Genomic DNA, 20,830 nt, shown 5'->3' with positions numbered 1-20,830 from the left:
ATGAAATACACCGCTCTTTTTGCAATTTTTTCGCTGTTTCTGACCGCTTGTAACGATAATAAAGTGCAACCGATAGATACTGCCGAACTGTTGCAGAATTTGGATAACCCGCAGTATGTGATTATCGATTCCCGTAACGACAGCCTGTACAACGGTTTTAAAGACAAACATGCCAGCCGCGGCGGACATATTCAAGGCTCAATCCAATTTACCTGCAGCTGGTTTGATTCGATTGAAGCCGGTAAATTCGATAGTTTTGCCGAATCAAAAGGAATAACTAAAAACAAGACTTTGGTTATTTATGATTCGAACCCGGACAATTTAGCCTGTATTTCGGCAGAGTTCGCAGCAAAAGGTTACAAAGTACGCACTTTTAGCGACTTCATTAGTTACGTCAATGCGGGCTATCCGCTTGAATCATTGCCGAATTTCCAATACAGCGTATCGCCGGAATGGGTTTATTCCGTACTCCAAGGAGAAAAACCGGAACGCTATACCAATGACGACTTTATGCTGTTTGAAGTGTCTTGGGGAGCGTTAGAAAATGCAAAAGCCTATACCCAACATATTGTCGGTGCATATCATTTTGATACCGACTGGGTGGAAGGCGAAGCGCCGGTACATAATTTACTTGACCCGGCAACTATTGAACTGAATCTACTGAAAAACGGCATTACCAAAGATAAAACCATCATCCTCTATTCCGATAACCCGTTGGCGGCATACCGTATTTTCTGGGCATTGAAATGGGCTGGAGTTGAAGATGTGCGAGTGTTAAATGGTAACCTTTCAACCTGGATGGATTCGGGTTTTCCGACAGAAACCAAAGTCAATATTCCTCAGCCCGCCAACAATTTCGGCGGGCATATTCCGACAAATCCGCAACTATCCATTGCACAACCGCAACAAGCTTACGCCCACCAACAGCAAGGATTAAAGCTAATCAGTAGCCGCGCTTGGGAAGAATATATCGGTGAGGTCAGCGGTGATGATGCCATTCAGGCAACCGGAGAACCGCAAGGGGCGATTTGGGGCTTTTCCGGTTCCGCACCTTCTAATGTAGCGGATTTTTACGATCCGGACGATACCTTACGTAATCCAAAAGAGATTGAAGCGTTATGGCAGGAATTAGGTATCGTACAAGGCGATCAGTTGGCTTTTTACTGCGGAACGGGCTGGCGAGCCTCTGTGCCGTGGTTTATGACTCAACTACTCGGTTGGCGGAATACCGCAGTTTATGACGGCGGCTGGAATGCATGGCAGATGACGGAATTACCGGTGCAAAAAGGCGCTCCGACGGGTTTATTGAAGCCCGATGCAAAAAATGATTCCGGTAGAATGTTGAAGAAGATTAATTCTTGCCGAGGATAAACCCTGATTTTTCAAAAAAGGTGTGTTGTGATGACACACCTCATACTTTTTCAAAAAAGGAAAGACTATGAACATCAAACTAACCTTGATCGCAACGGCGGTTGCTTTAACACTTAGCGCCTGTGATGATAAATCCGTGAAAGAGATTAAAACGGACGAGCTATTGAAAAATCTGGACAACCCCGAATTTGTGATTATCGACGGGCGATCCGACAGCTTGTATAACGGCTTTAAAGACGGCAATGCTAAACGCGGCGGACATATCAAAGGTGCGGTACAATTCAGCTGTAACTGGTTAGCGCATATTGCCGATGATAAATTTGAAAAATTCGCCCAAGACAAGGGATTAACTAAAGATAAAACCTTGGTTTTCTATGATAGCAATAGTGAACAGCTTAACTGTTTAAGCCATAAGTTTGCTGAAAAAGGCTATAAGGTTCGCGTATTTAAAGATTATTTGAGTTACGCAAACAGTGATAACCCGCTTGAAGCGTTTCTGAATTTTGAATACAGCGTTTCACCCGAATGGGTAAATGCGGTTATCAAAGGTGAAAAACCAGAAAGCTACCAAAACGATGATTTTATAGTTTTCCACGTAGGTTGGGGGCCGGTTGAAAAATCGGAAGAGTATAAACAACATATCCCGGGTGCTTTCCACTTTAACACCGACTGGGTGGAAAATGATCCGGTTTGGAATCTTTCCGATCCGAAAATAATTGAGCAAAATTTACTTAACGCCGGTATCAACAAAGATAAAACGATTATCCTGTATTCCGATAACCAGCTTGCCGCTTATCGTATTTTCTGGGCGTTGAAATGGGCTGGAGTCAAAGACATACGAGTGTTAAACGGCAATTTAACCACTTGGACAAAAGCCGGTTTTGCGACGGAAACAGCAGTAAATACGCCGACACCTGTCAGTCAATTCGGCGCGGAAATCCCGCTTAACCCGCAAATCAATATTTCAATGCCACAAGAAGCGATTGCCCTCCAAAAGCAGGGATTAAAACTAATCAGCAACCGAGCATGGGACGAATACACCGGTAAAATCAGCGGTTATAGCTATATCCCGGGTAAAGGCGAACCGCAAGGCGCAATCTGGGGCTTTGCAGGAACAGACGCCTCCAATATGGCGGATTACTATGATGTTGACGGTACTTTGCGGAATCCGAAAGAAATTTTTGCCTTGTGGAAAGAACAAAATATCAATCAAGGTGACCAAATCGCATTTTATTGCGGTACCGGCTGGCGTGCCGGCGTTTCTTGGTTTATGACACAACTTGCCGGCTGGGACAATGCCTATGTCTATGACGGCAGCTGGAATGCGTGGCAGATGGATTCGGTATTCCCGGTACAAAAAGGTGCGCCGAATAATATGGCGAAACCTGACTCCAAAAATGATTTCGGACAGAAATAATGACCAAATAGCCTCTTAGCTTATCGCTAATCTTAAAAAGATTTTCGTAAAGGAACCTTTCTGGGCGATCGGCAAGCTTCTGGATATTTTCTAGGAATTTGCTCTCATTTACGGATTAAATACGGATCGTTTTTGGTTGGCTAATAGTTATATGAAAAAGAGATATAATAAATAACTAATTGATTTTATTATATCTCTGTTTAGGTATATTTGGTGGAGCTGGCGGGAGTTGAACCCGCGTCCGAAATTACTCTACCTTCAGCACTACACGTTTAGTCTGGTCTTTAATTTCATTTACCCCCTGCGGACAGACACGCGAAGAATAAACTAGCTTGATTCAATTTAGTGTTTCGATCTCCAAGCCGAAGCATCCACACGATCTCGTTTAGGTTTGACTCCGCTTGATCCCCGTCTTACGAGCGGAAGCTAGGGAGCGAAGGCTAAATGCAGGTTATTAAGCTGCTAAAGCGTATTGTTCGTCGTTTGCGACTATTTTTTTGCGGTTTATTTACGAGGCCTACCGCACCTCGACGTGCACCTTGGGCTTCGCCAATCCCGTCGAATCCAGAATCAGCCCCAAAAATTGCGGTTAGTTTAACAAGAATTTTATAAAAGTTAAAGAAAAATGACCGCACTTGACGGAGATTGCATAAAGTGCGGTCGGTTTTTGTAAAGTTTTACAACGGAATAGAAGAAAAAAATACCAATAAAACGGGCGGTACAATGTTGGTGACAAAACCGAAGCTGATGGCAAGAGGAACTACTTCCATGCCGCCTGAACGTTGAATTACCGGTAATGTACAGTCCAATGCGGTTGCGCCGGCCAAACCGACCGCGGTGGAGCGGTAGTTAAACATAAAAAACGGAATAATAAACAGGCTGAACACTTCCCGGGATAAATCGTTAAAAAAAGCGATACTGCCGAAAACCGGCCCCCAGGCATCGTTAATCACAACACTGGAAAGCGAATACCAGCCTAATCCGGACGCAATGGCAAGCCCTTGAGTGACGGGCAGTCCCAACCATAAGCTGGCGACGATGCCACCGATTAAGGCGGTAATAATCATGATGATTGCGGTATAAATTCCCCGTTTATTAAACAATACCTCTCGCAATGATATACCGTTATTGCGTAGCTGAATGCCGACAAAAAAGATTAACGCAACCAATACGTAAGTGCTGGCATGTAACGGCAGATCGAAGTCGCCTTTTGTGCATAAACCGAAGAGAAATCCGAAAATAACCATTGAGCAGAGTTTTAGGCTGTCCAATAACAATTTTCCCCGCGGCGGAATGTCTGTGCCGAGGTGTTTTAAAGGGCGGGGCGATAATTTATCATAGGCGAGCAGTCCGATAATATTACAGGTTAAAATGCAAACGATAAAAACCAGTGCGGAGATGCCGATAACGGGTAATTTTGTCGCCAGATCATCTAATTGTCCGAGGGAAACCCCCATTACAAACAGGATAATAAAAAGCAGTACCATCACCGTTTTGTTGATGGATTGCAATAAACCGGTATTTTTTGTTTTAATTAAATAGCCCAACAGCATAGGCACAAGAACAATGAGTAATCCTTCCATAAAATTCGTCTTCTCGATTAAATTAGCGCGTTAGTATATCAACTGTTGACAAATTAAGGTAGGCTATAAGAAAACTGTAGAGGATTTTTATATGTATTTACGCCAGTTAGATATTTCGGGTTTTCGCGGTATTAAGCGGTTATCCATTCATTTACGTCCGGATATGGTATTAATCGGGGAAAATTCCTGGGGTAAATCCAGTTTGTTGTCTGCATTGAGCCTGATTTTAAATGTGGATAACGGGCTTTATCATTTTGTGCCGACGGATTTTCATCGGGCGGATAATATGAAGGATATTACGTTACTTTTCACCTTTAGCGAAAGTAGTATTAATGAAGAACATGAGAAATTTAACCCCGTTTATCGACATATTTTCGTCCCCCATGAAGACGGTTTTGAACGAATTTATTTACGCGTATCGGGCGATATAAATGAACAGAATCAGGTACAGACCTATTATTCTTTTCTTGATCAACAAGGGCAGCCGATAGACGTCGAAAATGTGGATTTTTTAGTGAAAGAATTAACCCATGATCATCCCGTCTACCGCTTTCGCGATGCGCGTTTAAACCGGCATAAAGCCAATTCCCAGCCGTTAAAATATGCCGAAAATATTGATGCGGTCAGCAGAGAATTGTATGCAGTGACCGAATTGGTCAAATATTATTTTGTTGAAACTCAGGAATATGCCCAAATGTCTTCCGACCCGGGCGTATTGTGGGATTTGGCGCAGTCTTTGTGTTATCGGTTGGAGCAGCGGAAAAATCCGGAATTGCAGCAGCGTTTAGTGAATGCAATTACCTCTTTATTCGAACACAACGGCAAGTTAACCCCTGGTTCTCATCGCTTTATGCGCCCGATTTTGTTGTTAGAAGATGTCGCCACCCGTTTGCATCCGAGAATGGTTGCCATTGTGTGGAAACTTGCCAATTATTTGCCCATTCAACGAATCACTACTACCAATTCCGTGGAGCTGATTTCACAAGTGAATTTGCGCTCTATTTGCCGATTAGTCCGTTATGATGATCGCACCCGCGCCTATCAGCTGAATCGTCGGGATTTGGGCAAAGAAGATTTACGCCGTTTGTCTTTTCACGTTCACCATAACCGTAGTCGCGCTTTGTTTGCTCGTACATGGATCTTAGTTGAGGGGGAAACGGAAGTGTGGATTTTATCCGAATTGGCGGAATTATTAGGTATTGATCTGGATATTGAAGGAATTCGTATCGTCGAATTCGCGCAATCCGGCATTCGTCCGTTAATTAAATATGCCCGGGCAATGGGCATCGAATGGTATGCGTTAACTGACGGCGATGAAGCGGGCAAAAAATACACCGAAACGGTAAAAACCATGTTATTAGAGCATGAGTTGCTATCAAACCGGGTGACTACCTTACCAAGACAGGATATCGAACATTTCTTCTATTCATCGGGCTTTGAAAACGTGTTTATCCGTTTAGCGCGTTGGGAGCCGCAAGGCGGACATTATCCTATTCACAAAATTATTCAAAAAGCTATTCAGCGTACCTCAAAACCGGATTTGGCCATCACCTTATCCAACGAAATGGCAAATCGCGGACGGGATTCTATTCCGTTGTTATTTAAACGATTATTTTCAAAAGTGGTGAGTTTAACCCGAACGCAGGAATCCTGATAATTAAAACTGTTTATTTATACAGTTTATTGTGATAAAGTGCGGTCAAATTTCCGGAAGTTTTACTATCAGCGCTATGGCGGGAAGTTAAATAAAACTTTTGAAAAACAGACCGCACTTTTTTTATTGAATTATGCACAAGCTACGTAAAATTATTCACATTGATATGGATTGCTTTTATGCCGCAGTTGAAATGCGGGAGAATCCGGCACTGAGGGATAAACCTATTGCGGTAGGGGGTAGCGTTCAACAGCGGGGTGTATTGACCACTTGCAATTATCCGGCACGTAAATTCGGTCTGCACAGCGCAATGCCGACGGGGCAGGCATTAAAGCTTTGCCCGGATCTTATTTTGTTACCCGTCAATATGGCGTTGTATAAGCAGATTTCTCATCAAATCAAACAAATTTTTCATCGTTATACGGATAATATCGAACCTTTATCTTTAGACGAAGCTTATTTAGACGTAACGGATTGCGTACAATGTTCGGGATCGGCGACCTGGATTGCAGAGGAAATCCGTCGGGCGATTTTTAACGAATTACACTTAACCGCTTCAGCCGGAGTGGCTCCTCTTAAATTTTTAGCTAAAATCGCCTCGGATCAAAATAAACCGAACGGAATTTTCGTGATTACGCCCGGTGAAGTGGATAATTTTGTGAAAACATTGCCACTAAGTAAAATTCCCGGCGTCGGTAAAGTCACCGGTCAGAAGTTATTACAAATGGGGTTAAAAACCTGCGGGGATGTGCAAAAGCTGGATTTAACGGTTTTATTGAATCGGTTCGGCAAATTCGGTCAGCGCATTTGGCAATACAGCCACGGTATTGATGAAAGAGAGGTGCAGCCTCATTGGCAGCGTAAATCCGTTGGAGTGGAAGATACCTTGTTGCGGAATATTACCGATATTGAGCAAGGGATTGTTGAATTAGAACGTCTGTATCCTATTTTGGAACAGCGAATCAAACGGGCTTGCCCGGATATTCCTTTTGAACGGTTCCGCAAACTCGGTGTTAAATTAAAATTTGAAGACTTTCAGGTCACTACTCTGGAAAAAAGTGCGGTGGAATTTAAGCGGGAAAATTTTATCGTTTTATTGCGACAAATCTGGCAACGCAGGCAGGGGAGGGCAATCAGGTTGGTTGGACTGCAGGTTACAATTCCGGAACAAAAAGCGGAACAGCAAATGAGTTTATGGTAAAAAATAGTTACTCGACACTCTTGAATTTAACAAAATAATAACTATTTACTACTAAATTTTAGAAAAGTATTTATACTAAATATCGTTTATTTTGGTAAACGCTTTTCAAGCTTTAACATTTATTTATTAACTTTATGAAGGAAAATTCCCTATGATGAGAATTCTTTTATTTTTAGCTACTAACGCCGCCGTATTAATTGTATTTAACATTATTCTGAGTTTAACGGGAATTCGCGGTCAGGATGCCATGGGGCTGTTAATTATGGCGGCATTATTTGGTTTCACCGGTTCTATTATTTCCTTGCTGATGTCTAAACGTTCTGCTTTGGCGGCAACCGGTGCGGAAGTAATCGAACAGCCCCGTAACGATACGGAGCGCTGGTTACTGCAGACCGTACATTCCCAAGCGGAAAAAGCCGGTTTACCGAAACCTGACGTAGCAATTTATCATTCTAATGATGTGAATGCTTTTGCCACCGGTGCCAGCAAAAACAATTCGCTTGTTGCCGTCAGTACTGCGCTGTTAAATAATATGACTCGCGATGAAGCGGAGGGCGTATTGGCTCATGAAATCAGTCATATCAAAAATGGTGACATGGTCACAATGACTTTACTGCAAGGCGTGCTAAATACCTTTGTTATTTTTGCCGCACGCATGATTGCGCGAATGGTCGCTAATAATCGCAGCAGCGAAGAAAGCAATTCCGGTATTTATTTTCTCGTGGCTATGGTACTTGAAGTGGTTTTCGGTTTCCTGGCAAGTATGATTGCCATGTGGTTTTCACGTTTCCGGGAGTTCCGTGCCGATGCGGGTTCCGCAGAGTTAGCGGGTAAACAAAAAATGATTGCCGCCTTAAAACGTTTGCAGGCTATTCATGAGCCACAGGAAATGGACGGTAAATTAGCGGCATTTGCCATTAACGGCAAACGCGGTGGTTTCACGTCATTATTTTTGAGCCATCCGCCGCTGGAAAAACGTATTGAAGCGCTGGAAACAAGCAAATAATTAATTGAAATTTCAAAGGAAAGCACGTTATTACATTACGTGCTTTTTTTATGTCTTTTTATGGGAAAACGGCATCGTTAGGGAAATTTATTGATCTAAAATGAATTAACGCCATTTAGCTGATAATTAGGGTTTATTTTTTTTCCGAAAAGTTTTACCCTTGAGCGATTTTTATCATGTGATCAATTGGAATAAATTAATGGAACATAATTTAACGGATATTATCAATATTTTTAATCAATGTTTTGAATCGGAATACAACACAAAATTAGAAAAAGGCGGCGAATATCCTATTTATTTACCTGCATTTTTAGATGAAAACGGAGTAAAAAGCGAACGCCCTTACAATGTAATTTATTTTGCCAGAGGCTTTTACAGCAGCGCATTGCATGAAATTTCCCATTGGTTGGTGGCGGGTAAGGAGCGCCGAAAATTAGAGGATTTCGGTTATTGGTATGAGCCGGACGGGCGTTCTACACAACGCCAACGGGAGTTTGAACGGGTTGAAGTAAAACCGCAGGCTATCGAATGGGTGCTTGCCACCGCAGCGGATTTTCGTTATTTTGCCAGCGCCGATAATTTAAACGGCAATCCGGGCGACACCGCACCTTTCAAAAAAGCGGTTTATAATCAGGTAAAAGAGTATGCGGATCGCGGTTACTTGCCGAAACGGGCGGAAATATTACGTAAGGCGTTAGTTGAATTTTATGGAACGGAAGACAGCATTGATTTAGCTAAATTTGATGTCGGTAAAATTTAGGTTTATTGCATAAATTACAAAAATAAAAGTGCGGTGAAAATTTCGAAAATTTTGAAATTTTCACCGCACTTTTTTATAGCGCTAATTCAATTAAAAATTAGAATTTAGGGCTGTAATAACCCGCCATTGAGCTATAAATGGCGTTTTCGTTTTGAATAACACTGTATTTTGCATTCAAAATAGACACTTGCGATGCACGTTCGGTGTTGATTGCGGAAAGCCAGTCTTTTAAGTCGGAAACACCGGCGTCATAGCGGTTTTTGTAGTACTGAGCGATACGTTTATCATAATCGTATTTTTGTTTCAGGTTAGTAAAGTTTTGCTGCGCTTGGGTGTAGGCAAAGTAATTAGTATCGATTTCATTCAACGCCGTGGTAATACTTTGTTCGTAGTTTGTACGCGCTGTGTCATAGGCGGCTTCCGAAATTTTCACATTCCATTTTACATGGTTCCAGTCTAAGAACGGCAGGCTGATACCAATCGTACCGGCTGCAACCGGGTTGTTAAAGGCGTTATTCACTCTGGTACCGCTTGAAGACAATCCTGCACCCAAGGTAATTTCCGGAAACCAGCTTTTTTGTGTCGCTTTGGCATCTTTAAACGCGCTGTTTAAACGGTATAAATAGCCGCGTACGTCAGGGCGGTTACCGATTGTAGAAACAGGTACGTTCAGGTTTACGCCGGCAGTTTGAACGTTAAGAATATTAGGAAAATTGATATTTAACGGTTCGCTTGGTTTTAAGTTCAATAAATTGCGCAAAGTCTGCTCGGCCGTTTTTTTCGCAGTTTGATATGAAATCAGGTTGTTGCGGGCGGTGAGAACCGCTTGTTGCGCCTGATCGGTGCTTGCGCGGTCTTCCACGCCCTGAGCTAGGCGGTTTTGCATAATGCCGTTAATTTGCGAATAATAGTTAATGGTGTCGTTGGTGGCATTAATGGCATCATTTAAATAAGCGATCTGATAATAAGTCACGACAACCGAATTAATTAATGACAGGCGGGTTGCTTCCATATCCTGTTGCGTTGCCTGATAACTCCACTCGCCGGCGGAAGCGGCATCCGCCAAACGGCGCCATAAATCTAAAGTATAACTTACGCTCAATGAGCCGCCGTGGCTGATAGTGGAATTATCGTGACGGTCAATGGGGCGGCTTGCAGATGAGCTGGTTGAACCGTTAAAACTAGGTACTAAATCCGCACCCAACAAATTAGCCTGATAAAGCGCCGAGTTCACGGAAATTGCCGCTTTGGCAAGATCTTTATTGTTGACTAAAGCTTGCTCGACAACACGGTTTAACTGAGCGTCATTATATAAAGACCACCAATTATCTTTCACATTAAACTGCTTGGTTACTTCTTCATATTGTTTGAAATCGTCTTGAGCGGCTTGATATGAATCGTCGAGATTGGCACAGCCCGCAAGTGCGGTGGAAAGAATCACGGCAAGGGCTAATTTATTGATTTTTAACATTAATTATTTCCTTTTTAGTGGAAAAGTACGGTCAAAAAAATTCAAAAATTTTGACCGCACTTTGATACTTAAATTTTTATAAATGAACGATCGTTCAGTTTGTGCGATATTGTAACAGAATTTTTATTTTTTGCTACTATTCGCGTGCTAAAGCGGTAATCGGATCTAATTGAGCGGCATTTTTTGCCGGCATATAACCGAAAATTACTCCGATTAAGGTTGAGCAAAGCACCGCCGCCACAATGGAGAAGGTGGAAAATACCATGGTAAAATCAGTCATAAAGACATTAAATATACCGCCAATAATCAGGGAAAGCATAATTCCTGAAATCCCGCCAATCATACAAATTAATATGGCTTCGATTAAAAATTGCTGCAGAATATTGCTTTTGCGCGCACCGATTGCCATACGTACGCCGATTTCTTTTGTCCGTTCGGTTACCGATACCAACATAATATTCATCACCCCGATACCGCCGACAATAAGGGAAATGAAAGCGATAGAGGAAATCAGCAGTTTCATGGTGCCCGTGGTGCTTTCAATGGTTTGCTTAATGGTATCGCTATTCATAATAAAGAAATCTTTTTTACCATGACGTACGGTTAAATATTCCGTTAGACTTTTTTCAGCCACCGCCGTATTGACGTTATCGGCAATTTTCACTGTAATCGAATCGATTTTGGTGCCGCCGGTGACTTTGTTCATTACTGTTGTATAAGGGGCGTAAATATTCAATGAGCTACTGGCGGCGCCCATTTGGCGATCGGCAACCACGCCTATAATGCGGAACGGGCGTTTTGCAAACATCACGATTTTGTCGATAGGGTTGTCGTTCGGAAAAATTGATTTTTTCGAACTTTCGTCTAATAACGCCACTTGCGCGTTGTCTCTTACTTCTTGCGCGGTAATGGAACGCCCTTGTTTTAATGCCATTCCTTCCACGTCAAAATACTGTTCGCCGATACCTTTTAAATTAGTGGAGGTGAACGACTGATTGCCGTAAATTAACAACCCGCTGGAGGAGCTGTTTGGCGTCACGTTTTGCACATAACTTTGTTTCGCCAGCGCATTCGCATCGTTTACGGTGAGGTTCTGCATTTGTTCCGCACGTCGGTCACCAAAGCCGGTACCGTTAAAAATGGTCATGGTATTGGTACCAAGCCCGCTAATATTGGACAGAATTTTTTGTTGCGAACCGTTTCCCAGCGCCACTACGGAAACTACAGAGGTAATACCTATGATGATTCCAAGCATGGTCAGCAAGGAACGCATTTTGTGGGCGATAATGGCACTGACCGACATTTGAAAGGCTTCCATCAACTGATCTTTGCTGAAACCAAAACGGGATTTCGCTTTAGACTGATTATTGACGGTATTTTGCACCGGATGCTTTTGTGTATCATTAATAATTTCACCGTCTTTAATTTCAATAATACGGTTTGCACTGGCGGCAATGTTTTTATCATGGGTTACCATAATGATGGTGTGTCCTTCGCTGTGCAGTTGGCGGAGGATTTCCAATACGTTTTCACCGCTGTGAGAATCCAGCGCACCGGTCGGTTCATCGGCAAGGATGATTTCTCCACCGTTCATTAATGCGCGGGCGATACTGACCCGTTGCTGCTGACCGCCGGAAAGTTCGCTGGGTTTATTTTTTTCTTTGCCGTCCAAACCTAATTTTTTTAATAATTCTTCTGCTCGAGCAAGACGCTCACTTTGCGATTTTCCCGCATAAATGGCGGGTAGCGCTACATTTTCAGCCGCGGTTAAGGCGGATAGCAGGTTATAACGTTGAAAAATAAAACCGAATTTTTGGCTGCGCAAATCAGAAAGTTGATCGGAGGTTAATTCATTGGTTTCCTTACCGTCGATTTTATAAGAACCGCTGGTTGCGGTATCCAAACAACCGATGATATTCATCAGAGTGGATTTGCCCGAACCGGATTGGCCGATAATTGCAACAAAATCGCCTTTTTCAATGTTCACGGAAATATTTTTTAATACGTGAACGGTGTTTTCACCTTCACCGAAATAACGATTAAGTTCTTTAATTTCAATAATATTCATTAAAATTTCACCGCACTTTTAGCTAAAACATTCGAGGTCCGCGGCCTAAATTACCGACTTTTTCGCCGTCTTCTATTTGTGACAGGATAACTTTATCACTTTCCGTTAAACCGGATTTAATTTCAGTATGAAAATCGTCCTGTACACCAACTTGCACTTCGCGGCGTTCCGGCTGATTTTGAGCATTAAGGACATTCACATAATATTTGTTATCTTGCTTTTTTAACGCCATATTAGAGACGGTTAAGACGTTTTCCGCACGGGCAATTTTAATGGTGTTTTCGGTGGTCATGCCGATCCGTAATACGCGGTTAGGGTTATCTACCGCCATATTGGCATAATAATATACCGCCGAAGTAGAAGATGAAGAAGACGAACTGCTACTAGCGCTTGAAGTCGCACTTGCGTCCGTTGTGGTTGTGGTGGCGGGATCAACACTGTCGATGACGGCATCATAGGTTGTTGTGCTGTCGGATAAAATAGTAAAAGTTACCTGCTGACCGGCTTTAACCTTGGTGATATCACCTTCGGAAATTTCAGGTTTAATCAGCATTTTATCAAGATTGGCAACGGTGACGATAGTCGGGGTGGTTTGATTTGCGTTAACTGTTTGACCTTCGGAAACCGGCGTAGAAATCACCGTGCCGTCGATAGGCGAGGTGATTTTGGTGTAATCCACATTGGTTTCCGCCGTATTAACCTGAATTTCCGCTTGTTTGATGGATTCTTTTAAGGCGTCCACTTCCGCTTTTGCCGCATCTAAGGTATTTTTGGCACTGTTTAAATTATCTAAAGAAGTGGATTGTTGCGTATATAATTTGGATAATCGATTATAACTGGAAAGCGCAACGTTGTAGCTCGTTTGTTTGGCTTTTAACTGAGCCTGATAGCTGGCAAGCGCCGCTTTAGCAGTATTTAAGCTGTTAATCTGGGTTGTGGAGTCAATATCGGCAATTTTATCGCCTTTTTTCACCTCCTGACCTAAAGTTACATAAAGTTTGACGACTTTTCCCGAAACCTGCGCACCGACGTCAACTTCATTTGAGCTTTCGATAGAGCCGGATGCTACGACGGTTTTTTCAACATTGGAACGTTGCACGTCTTCAGTTAAATAGGTCGGCGCTTTTTTGCTTCCGTTCATAAAATAATAGGCACCGCCGGCAATTAACGCCGCAAGTACAGCAATGGCTAAAACTTTTTTCTTCATAATTTCCTATAATTTCTATTAGTTGGTTCGTCTGGAAAGTGTAGTAAACGATTATTAAGTATTTCTTAAGAACTAAGAATACAGATTGTCTGGTAAACAGCGGAAGATTTTATCACCAAAGTAAAAATAACTCTAATCTTAATGTATGAAAGGATAAACGACGGAACTCTTCATTTTGAATACGTTTGTCGCCGCTTTTGTTCTGCGCCCAAACAGTGTAGAATGAACGGAACTTTTAATCAAAAGACGATTAGTGAGAGATAGATGAATAATAACGAAATTCTTATCGAAGAAACCCGCCCGACAAACTTTATCCGTCAAATTATTGATGAAGATTTGGCTTCAGGTAAACATAATAACGTTTACACGCGTTTTCCGCCGGAACCGAACGGCTATTTGCATATCGGTCATGCGAAATCCATTTGTTTAAACTTTGGTATTGCGCAGGATTATCAGGGCAAATGTAATTTGCGTTTTGACGATACCAATCCGGTGAAAGAAGATGTGGAATATGTAGATTCAATCAAACAGGATGTGGAATGGTTAGGGTTCAAATGGGAAGGCGAGCCTCATTATGCGTCGGATTATTTTGACCAGCTTTACGGCTATGCCATCGAATTAATAGAGAAAGGCTTGGCTTATGTGGATGAACTGTCGCCGGAACAAATGCGCGAATACCGCGGCACGTTAACCGAACCGGGCAAAAACAGCCCGTATCGTGACCGCAGTATTGAAGAAAATCTGAATTTGTTTGAAAAAATGAAAAACGGCGAATTTGCAGAAGGTGCGGCTTGTTTACGTGCAAAAATCGATATGGCGTCTCCGTTTATGGTAATGCGCGATCCCGTGCTTTATCGTGTGAAATTTGCCAGCCATCACCAAACCGGCGACAAATGGTGTATTTATCCGATGTACGATTTCACTCATTGCATTTCCGATGCTATTGAACGCATTACACATTCGTTATGTACACTGGAGTTCCAGGATAACCGCCGTTTATACGACTGGGTGTTGGAGCATATTTCAATTGAGCGTCCGCTGCCGCATCAATATGAATTTTCACGTTTAAATTTAGAAGGCACATTAACTTCTAAGCGCAAATTATTAAAATTGGTGGCGGAAGGTGCGGTGGACGGTTGGAACGATCCGCGTATGCCGACTATTTCCGGTTTGCGACGTCGCGGTTATACACCGGCCGCATTACGTGAATTCTGTCGCCGTATCGGGGTGACCAAGCAGGATAACGTAGTGGAGTTCAGCGCATTAGAAAGCTGCATTCGAGACGACTTAAATACGAATGCGCCACGAGCCATGGCGGTGTTGAATCCGCTGCGTATCGTGATTGAAAACATCACTGAAAAAGAAGTATTAACTGCGCCGAATCATCCTAATTATCCGGAATTAGGCACCCATGAAATGCCGTTTACGAAAGAAATTTATATTGATCAGGCGGATTTTCGTGAAGAGGCCAACAAACAATATAAACGCTTAGTATTAGGCAAAGAAGTGCGTTTACGTCATGCTTATGTCATTAAAGCGGAACGCGTGGAAAAAGACGAACAAGGCAATATTACAACTGTTTATTGTACTTATGATCCTGAAACTTTAGGCAAAAACCCGGCGGACGGCCGCAAAGTGAAAGGCGTGATCCATTGGGTGTCCGCAACGGAAAATTTACCTGCAGAATTCCGTGTCTACGGCCGTTTGTTCAATGTGCCGAATCCGGGGGCGGAAGAAGATATTTTAGCCGCTATGAATCCTGAATCTTTAGTTGTGAAACATGGCGTAGTTGAAATGAGTCTGGCTAACGCCGAGCCGGAAAAAGCGTATCAGTTTGAACGCGAAGGCTATTATTGTGCGGATAACAAAGATAGTAAAGCAGGCAATTTAGTATTTAATTTAACCGTAAGTTTAAAAGAAGGTTTTTAATGAAAAAATTGTTTCTCGTCATGCTCGCCGCAACTTTTGTAACGGCTTGTGCAAATAAAGACATCTATTTCAACGGTTCGGAAGGTTCTAATTCCGGTTTGAAATACGATCACAATACCGATTCGTTATCTATCAACAAATAATAAATAACGAATAATCGGTTCTAATATAAAGTGCGGTGGAAATTTTAAAAATTTTGACCGCACTTTTGTCGTTTTTTATTTTTCATTTAGTAAAAATTATGCAATTAGATCGGGAATTTTGGAAACATAAATCGCTCCTTGAAATGAACGAAAAAGAGTGGGAAGCCCTATGCGACGGCTGTGGTAAATGCTGTTATCGTAAATTTATTGAGGGCAGAGGCAGACGGGAACGTTTGTATTTTACTCGTGTTGCCTGCAATTTATTAGATTGTGAAACCGGAAAGTGCCGGGATTATGCCAACCGCTTTAAACTGGAGCGGGATTGTACGAAATTAACGAAGAAAAACCTGCCCGATTTCGGTTGGTTACCAAAAACCTGCGCTTATCGTTTATTATATGAAAATAAACCTTTATTTGACTGGCATCCGCTAATTTCAGGTAGAGCGGAATCCGTAATTGAAGCGGATATTTTAATTAAAAACGGTATTCATGAAAAAGAGGTTATTGATTGGTTTGAATTTGTCATTGATGAAGAATAACGCATTGTATTTAATTGAATTTGATAAATTAGCGATATTTAACTGCCTTTATTAAAATGTAATTTGAGTTAGATCACATAACCAACTAAAATAGATTGAGTTTATCGTTTGCTTGTATAAGATATAACTATATTGTCGAGTGAGTAAGCGGCAATGAGGTGGTATTATGAGCGAATTACAACAAGCGGCGCAATTAGGCATTGCCTTATCTTATTACGATATAGAAGGGCGCCTGATTCAGGCAAAAGAAGAAACATTGCAGTATTTTACCGCACTTTTTCAACCTCCGCCCGACGGCAAGAACAAAAGTACTAAGCAGTTTCATGATGTTTTTGTGATGAATGCGCAAGAGCGCGCAATCTATGAATTCCAACGTCTTGCTTTATCTCCCCCTGTCTGCGAATATCAACTATTCGATGAACAAAATAAACTTTGTGGCGAACAAACTCTCTCTGACCCAAAATCCCTTTCTTTGCCGCCCCTTGAAGCCGGCTATTATCTGTTAAAACTAAAATGTAATGATGCCGAATATCGTATTCGACTTTTAGTTCAACCCTCAACGGCGTATCAACCACCCTTGTTAGAACGTAAAAAAGCATGGGGGCTAAACGTTCAATTATATAGTTTGCGCTCAACCCGCAATTGGGGGATAGGCGATTTTGCCGATTTGCGTAATTTAATTAAAAGTGCGGTCAAATTCGGTGCGGATTTTATCGGTATTAACCCGCTACATTTGGTTTACCCTGCGGTACCCGAATGGGCTAGCCCTTACAGTTCATCTTCCCGTCGCTGGTTAAACTGTATTTATCTTGATATTGAAAGCTTACCGGAATATACCTTATCTAAATTAGCTAAAAAGTGGCGAGTTGAACATAATGAGCAAATAGAACAATTGCGCAAAGCCGAATTAGTGGACTATGCGACAGTCAATCAATTAAAACAAAGCGCGCTTGCGTTACTATTTGATTTCTTTAATCGCAGTAAATCCGCACAAATTGCGGCACGGCGCACTGAATTTAACGTTTTTGTAGAAAATCAAGGCGAAGCCTTGTTATATCAAGGTTTATTCAATGTGCTGGATAGTATTGAACACGTTGATTTACCGGAAAATGAAAATCAAATCGGTTGGTTAGGTTGGCGAAAGGAATGGCAGCATTTAACGTCGAAAAAACGCAAAGCCTTGCTAAAAGAACACCAAAAACAAGTTTATTTTTATGCCTGGCAACAATGGTTGGCAGAACAACAGCTTGCCGAAACGGAATCTCTTTGTTTAACCGAAGGTATGCAGTTAGGCATATACGGCGATTTAGCGGTCAATAGTTCAAGAGGCAGTTCCGATGTGTGGTCTGATCAAAAATTATATTGCATTAACGCTTCCGTCGGGGCTCCGCCGGATCCACTAGGCCCGGTAGGACAAAACTGGAATTTGCCGCCTTATAATCCGAATCAGTTAAAACGTCGTGGTTTCCAACCCGTTATTGATATGTTGCGCGCCAATATGCGACATTTCGGCGTTTTGCGCATTGATCATGTGATGGGTTTATTTCGCTTATGGTTGATCCCGGAAGGCAAAACTGCCGCAGACGGTGTTTATGTACATTATCCGTTCAATGAATTAATGGCAATTCTTGCTATTGAAAGCCAACGCAATCAATGCCTTATTATCGGTGAAGATTTGGGTACCGTGCCTGACGAAGTGCGGTCGAAATTGAAAGAATTTCAAATTTTATCTTATTTTGTTGTTTATTTTTCCAATCAAAACGGCGAATTCCCGCAAGGTAAAGATTTTCCGGTTAACGCGTTTGCTACTATCGGCACTCATGATGTACCGTCTTTAGCCGGTTTTTGGCATTGTCGGGATTTAGCCCTTTTTGCACAGTTAGATGTGTTGAAAGATGATTTATTAAAAGCAAAATATGATCAGCGCCTCACCGATAAGCAAGCCTTGTTAGACCGTTTACGTTTAGATGGGTATTTGCCGGCGGATTATCAAGGCGACGCACTAAACATGGCAATGCACGATAATTTAAATTTAGTGATTCACCGTTATTTGGCGGAAAGCGCGAGCCAATTGGTCGGTGTCCAGCTAGAGAACTTATTAAACCAAGAAGTTTCTTTTAATTTGCCGGGTACGTCTACGGAATATCCCAACTGGCGTAAAAAATTAACGGTAAATTTAGACGATATTTTTAATGATGAACGAATTATAGCTTTACTTAAAACAATTAATTATGCTCGTTCGCAACCAAAATCATAGGAGATAATATGAAAAAATTAGTTGCACAATCTGTGATTGACGCCTTTTTTGACGGCACGCATTCAGATCCTTTTGCTGTTTTAGGTATGCATGAAACCCATAACGGGATTGAAATCAGAGTATTATTACCTGAAGCGCATCGGGTAATTGTGATTGATAAGGAAACGCATAAAGCTGTTGTTGAATTGGAATTAGTTGATGAACGGGGGTTCTTCAATGCTATTGTGCCGAAAGCGAATCAATTTTTTGCTTACGAACTACAAGTTTATTGGGGCAAAGAGTCGCAAATTCTGGAAGATCCTTATCGTTTCCATCCTATGATTAATGAATTAGACAATTGGTTATTGGCGGAAGGTTCGCATTTGCGTCCTTATGAAGTACTCGGCGCTCATTTTGTTGAATATGATAATGTGGCAGGGGTAAATTTTAGAGTGTGGGCGCCTAATGCAAAACGGGTTTCCGTAGTAGGTGATTTTAACTATTGGGACGGTAGAAGACATCCGATGCGTTTTCACCCGGCGAGCGGAATCTGGGAATTATTTTTACCGAAAGTCGCCTTAGGTCAACTGTATAAATTCGAGCTTATCGACAGCAATAATCAGCTTAGATTAAAAGCCGACCCTTATGCCTTTGCCGCCCAATTACGTCCGGATACTGCATCACAGGTCAGTGCGCTTCCGGAAATCGTTGAAATGACGGAAAAACGCCGTGCGGCGAACCAATCCGACAAACCTATTTCCATTTATGAAGTGCATTTAGGTTCGTGGCGACGTAATTTAGAGAATAATTTCTGGTTGGATTATGATGAAATTGCGGACGAATTAATTCCTTATGTGAAAGAAATGGGATTTACTCATATCGAATTATTACCGATTTCCGAATATCCTTTTGACGGTTCCTGGGGTTATCAGCCTTTGGGGTTATATGCGCCGACAAGCCGTTTCGGTACGCCGGACGGTTTCAAACGCTTAATTGAAAAAGCTCACGAATCCGGTATTAATGTGATTTTAGACTGGGTACCAGGTCATTTCCCAAGCGATACCCACGGTTTAGCGGCATTTGACGGCACTTCGTTGTATGAATACGCCGATCCGAAAGAAGGTTATCATCAAGACTGGAATACCTTAATTTATAATTATGGCCGCCATGAAGTAAAAAATTATTTATCCGGCAACGCATTATATTGGGTAGAACGTTTCGGTTTAGACGGTTTACGGGTTGATGCGGTGGCATCTATGATTTATCGCGATTACAGTCGCCGGGACGGAGAATGGGTACCAAACCAATATGGCGGGCGTGAAAATCTTGAAGCTATTGAATTCTTAAAACATACCAATTACGTACTCGGCACGGAATTACCGGGTGTGGCGGCGATTGCCGAGGAATCCACTTCGTTTCCGGGCGTGACCTTACCGCCTGAACACGGCGGCTTAGGTTTCCATTATAAATGGAATATGGGCTGGATGAATGACACATTAGAATACATGAAACTGGATCCGGTGTATCGTCAATATCATCACGGTAAAATGACCTTTGCTATGTTGTATCAATATTCGGAAAACTTTGTGTTGCCGTTATCCCATGATGAAGTGGTGCACGGCAAAGGTTCGTTAATTACTAAAATGTCCGGTGACACTTGGCAAAAATTCGCTAATTTGCGCGCTTATTACGGTTACATGTGGGCTTTTCCGGGCAAAAAATTATTATTTATGGGTAATGAATTCGCTCAAGGTCGCGAATGGAATTATCAGGAAAGTTTAGATTGGTTCTTGTTAGACGACGGTCAGGGCGGCGGCTGGCATAGCGGCGTTCAACGCTTAGTGAAAGATTTGAACAAAACTTACCAAAATCAGACCGCACTTTTTGAATTGGATACCGATCCGCAAGGGTTTGAATGGCTTGTGGTTGACGATAACCAAAATTCGGTGTTTGCCTTTGAGCGCCGTAGCAAGTCCGGTGAAGTGATTATTGTGGTCAGTAATTTCACGCCGGTTCCGCGGGATAATTACCGTATCGGTGTCAACGAACCAGGTAAATATGAAGAAATTCTCAATACGGATTCGGCCTATTATAAAGGATCAAATTTAGGCAATTACGGCGAAGTGATAGCGGAAGAGATAGAAAATCATGGCAAAGCACAATCTATTTCCGTTATGGTCCCACCGTTGGCAACGGTGTATCTACGTTTGAAAAAATAATTTAACTTAGATGAAGGGTCTGTTTA

The 20,830-nt window shown here is 42.2% G+C and carries 15 protein-coding genes and 1 other RNA gene; 11 read left to right on the top strand and 5 right to left on the bottom strand.

All coding sequences use genetic code 11. The features are described 5' to 3' along the window. Both A4G13_RS03455 and A4G13_RS03450 read left to right on the top strand, forming a co-directional pair. Complete coding sequence (locus tag A4G13_RS03455; protein WP_090653707.1) at positions 1-1,371, top strand: rhodanese-like domain-containing protein; 1,371 nt, start codon at positions 1-3, stop codon at positions 1,369-1,371. Positions 1,372-1,438: 67 nt separating this feature from the next. Beyond that, positions 1,439-2,788: a rhodanese-like domain-containing protein gene (locus A4G13_RS03450; RefSeq protein ID WP_176752344.1), complete on the top strand. Its 1,350-nt coding sequence runs from the start codon at positions 1,439-1,441 to the stop codon at positions 2,786-2,788. 211 nt (positions 2,789-2,999) lie between these two features. On the opposite strand, the gene ssrA is transcribed toward A4G13_RS03450, so the two are convergent. Both ssrA and A4G13_RS03440 read right to left on the bottom strand, forming a co-directional pair. Next, positions 3,000-3,366: a transfer-messenger RNA gene (gene ssrA, locus A4G13_RS03445) on the bottom strand. A gap of 99 nt (positions 3,367-3,465) precedes the next feature. Continuing rightward, positions 3,466-4,371 carry a LysO family transporter gene (locus A4G13_RS03440; protein ID WP_090653705.1) on the bottom strand — a complete coding sequence of 302 codons (906 nt, stop codon included), beginning with the start codon at positions 4,369-4,371 and terminating at the stop codon, positions 3,466-3,468. Positions 4,372-4,462: 91 nt separating this feature from the next. Here A4G13_RS03440 and A4G13_RS03435 point away from each other — a divergent pair, with 91 nt between their 5' ends. The 4 genes from A4G13_RS03435 (at position 4,463) to A4G13_RS03420 (ending at position 8,992) form a co-directional block, all read left to right on the top strand. After that, positions 4,463-6,025, top strand: a complete 1,563-nt coding sequence (locus A4G13_RS03435; protein ID WP_090653703.1) for a DUF2813 domain-containing protein — start codon at positions 4,463-4,465, stop codon at positions 6,023-6,025. 133 nt (positions 6,026-6,158) lie between these two features. Continuing rightward, complete coding sequence (dinB, locus tag A4G13_RS03430; protein WP_090653701.1) at positions 6,159-7,226, top strand: DNA polymerase IV; 1,068 nt, start codon at positions 6,159-6,161, stop codon at positions 7,224-7,226. A gap of 151 nt (positions 7,227-7,377) precedes the next feature. Further along, positions 7,378-8,232 carry a protease HtpX gene (htpX, locus tag A4G13_RS03425; protein ID WP_011200309.1) on the top strand — a complete coding sequence of 285 codons (855 nt, stop codon included), beginning with the start codon at positions 7,378-7,380 and terminating at the stop codon, positions 8,230-8,232. A 199-nt stretch (positions 8,233-8,431) separates the two neighbouring features. Continuing rightward, the gene (locus A4G13_RS03420; RefSeq protein ID WP_090653699.1) at positions 8,432-8,992 is read left to right on the top strand and encodes an elongation factor P hydroxylase; all 561 of its coding nucleotides are present in this window, start codon (positions 8,432-8,434) and stop codon (positions 8,990-8,992) included. Positions 8,993-9,089: 97 nt separating this feature from the next. On the opposite strand, the gene tdeA is transcribed toward A4G13_RS03420, so the two are convergent. From tdeA to A4G13_RS03405, 3 genes are all read right to left on the bottom strand, one after another. After that, positions 9,090-10,463, bottom strand: coding sequence for a toxin/drug exporter TdeA (gene tdeA, locus A4G13_RS03415; protein WP_090653697.1), 1,374 nt, complete (start codon positions 10,461-10,463; stop codon positions 9,090-9,092). 136 nt (positions 10,464-10,599) lie between these two features. Next, the gene (locus tag A4G13_RS03410; protein ID WP_090653695.1) at positions 10,600-12,531 is read right to left on the bottom strand and encodes a MacB family efflux pump subunit; all 1,932 of its coding nucleotides are present in this window, start codon (positions 12,529-12,531) and stop codon (positions 10,600-10,602) included. Positions 12,532-12,553: 22 nt separating this feature from the next. Next, on the bottom strand, positions 12,554-13,738 hold the full coding sequence (locus A4G13_RS03405) for an efflux RND transporter periplasmic adaptor subunit (RefSeq protein ID WP_090653693.1): 1,185 nt from the start codon (positions 13,736-13,738) through the stop codon (positions 12,554-12,556). A gap of 264 nt (positions 13,739-14,002) precedes the next feature. On the opposite strand from A4G13_RS03405, the gene glnS reads away from it, so the two are divergent. The 5 genes from glnS to glgB all read left to right on the top strand — a co-directional run bounded on the left by glnS (position 14,003) and on the right by glgB (position 20,804). Continuing rightward, positions 14,003-15,667, top strand: coding sequence for a glutamine--tRNA ligase (glnS, locus tag A4G13_RS03400; protein ID WP_090653691.1), 1,665 nt, complete (start codon positions 14,003-14,005; stop codon positions 15,665-15,667). Further along, entirely contained in the window at positions 15,667-15,810 is a 144-nt protein-coding gene (locus tag A4G13_RS03395; RefSeq protein WP_011200301.1) for a hypothetical protein, read from the top strand. The genes glnS and A4G13_RS03395 overlap by 1 nt, the downstream gene beginning before the upstream one ends. A 98-nt stretch (positions 15,811-15,908) precedes the next feature. After that, the gene (locus A4G13_RS03390; protein WP_090653959.1) at positions 15,909-16,349 is read left to right on the top strand and encodes a YcgN family cysteine cluster protein; all 441 of its coding nucleotides are present in this window, start codon (positions 15,909-15,911) and stop codon (positions 16,347-16,349) included. A 166-nt stretch (positions 16,350-16,515) separates the two neighbouring features. Continuing rightward, positions 16,516-18,606: a 4-alpha-glucanotransferase gene (gene malQ, locus A4G13_RS03385; protein WP_090653689.1), complete on the top strand. Its 2,091-nt coding sequence runs from the start codon at positions 16,516-16,518 to the stop codon at positions 18,604-18,606. Between the two features lie 8 nt (positions 18,607-18,614). After that, positions 18,615-20,804 (top strand): 1,4-alpha-glucan branching protein GlgB, encoded by a 2,190-nt coding sequence (glgB, locus tag A4G13_RS03380; protein WP_090653687.1) that lies wholly within the window; start codon positions 18,615-18,617, stop codon positions 20,802-20,804. The last annotated feature ends 26 nt before the right edge of the window (positions 20,805-20,830 follow it).

The sequence above is a fragment of the Basfia succiniciproducens genome (genome assembly GCF_011455875.1).
Classification (GTDB): domain Bacteria; phylum Pseudomonadota; class Gammaproteobacteria; order Enterobacterales; family Pasteurellaceae; genus Basfia; species Basfia succiniciproducens.
Note: the sequence above shows the minus strand (reverse complement) of the source record. Positions and strands in the feature narration are given on the sequence as shown.

Coding starts and splice junctions, on each gene's coding strand:
- A4G13_RS03440 (WP_090653705.1), bottom strand. CDS start 4,371: ATGGAAGGATTACTCATTGTTCTTGTGCCTATGCTGTTGGGCTATTTA.
- A4G13_RS03455 (WP_090653707.1), top strand. CDS start 1: ATGAAATACACCGCTCTTTTTGCAATTTTTTCGCTGTTTCTGACCGCT.
- A4G13_RS03395 (WP_011200301.1), top strand. CDS start 15,667: ATGAAAAAATTGTTTCTCGTCATGCTCGCCGCAACTTTTGTAACGGCT.
- dinB (WP_090653701.1), top strand. CDS start 6,159: ATGCACAAGCTACGTAAAATTATTCACATTGATATGGATTGCTTTTAT.
- glnS (WP_090653691.1), top strand. CDS start 14,003: ATGAATAATAACGAAATTCTTATCGAAGAAACCCGCCCGACAAACTTT.
- htpX (WP_011200309.1), top strand. CDS start 7,378: ATGATGAGAATTCTTTTATTTTTAGCTACTAACGCCGCCGTATTAATT.
- A4G13_RS03390 (WP_090653959.1), top strand. CDS start 15,909: ATGCAATTAGATCGGGAATTTTGGAAACATAAATCGCTCCTTGAAATG.
- A4G13_RS03405 (WP_090653693.1), bottom strand. CDS start 13,738: ATGAAGAAAAAAGTTTTAGCCATTGCTGTACTTGCGGCGTTAATTGCC.
- glgB (WP_090653687.1), top strand. CDS start 18,615: ATGAAAAAATTAGTTGCACAATCTGTGATTGACGCCTTTTTTGACGGC.
- malQ (WP_090653689.1), top strand. CDS start 16,516: ATGAGCGAATTACAACAAGCGGCGCAATTAGGCATTGCCTTATCTTAT.
- A4G13_RS03450 (WP_176752344.1), top strand. CDS start 1,439: ATGAACATCAAACTAACCTTGATCGCAACGGCGGTTGCTTTAACACTT.
- A4G13_RS03420 (WP_090653699.1), top strand. CDS start 8,432: ATGGAACATAATTTAACGGATATTATCAATATTTTTAATCAATGTTTT.
- A4G13_RS03410 (WP_090653695.1), bottom strand. CDS start 12,531: ATGAATATTATTGAAATTAAAGAACTTAATCGTTATTTCGGTGAAGGT.
- tdeA (WP_090653697.1), bottom strand. CDS start 10,463: ATGTTAAAAATCAATAAATTAGCCCTTGCCGTGATTCTTTCCACCGCA.
- A4G13_RS03435 (WP_090653703.1), top strand. CDS start 4,463: ATGTATTTACGCCAGTTAGATATTTCGGGTTTTCGCGGTATTAAGCGG.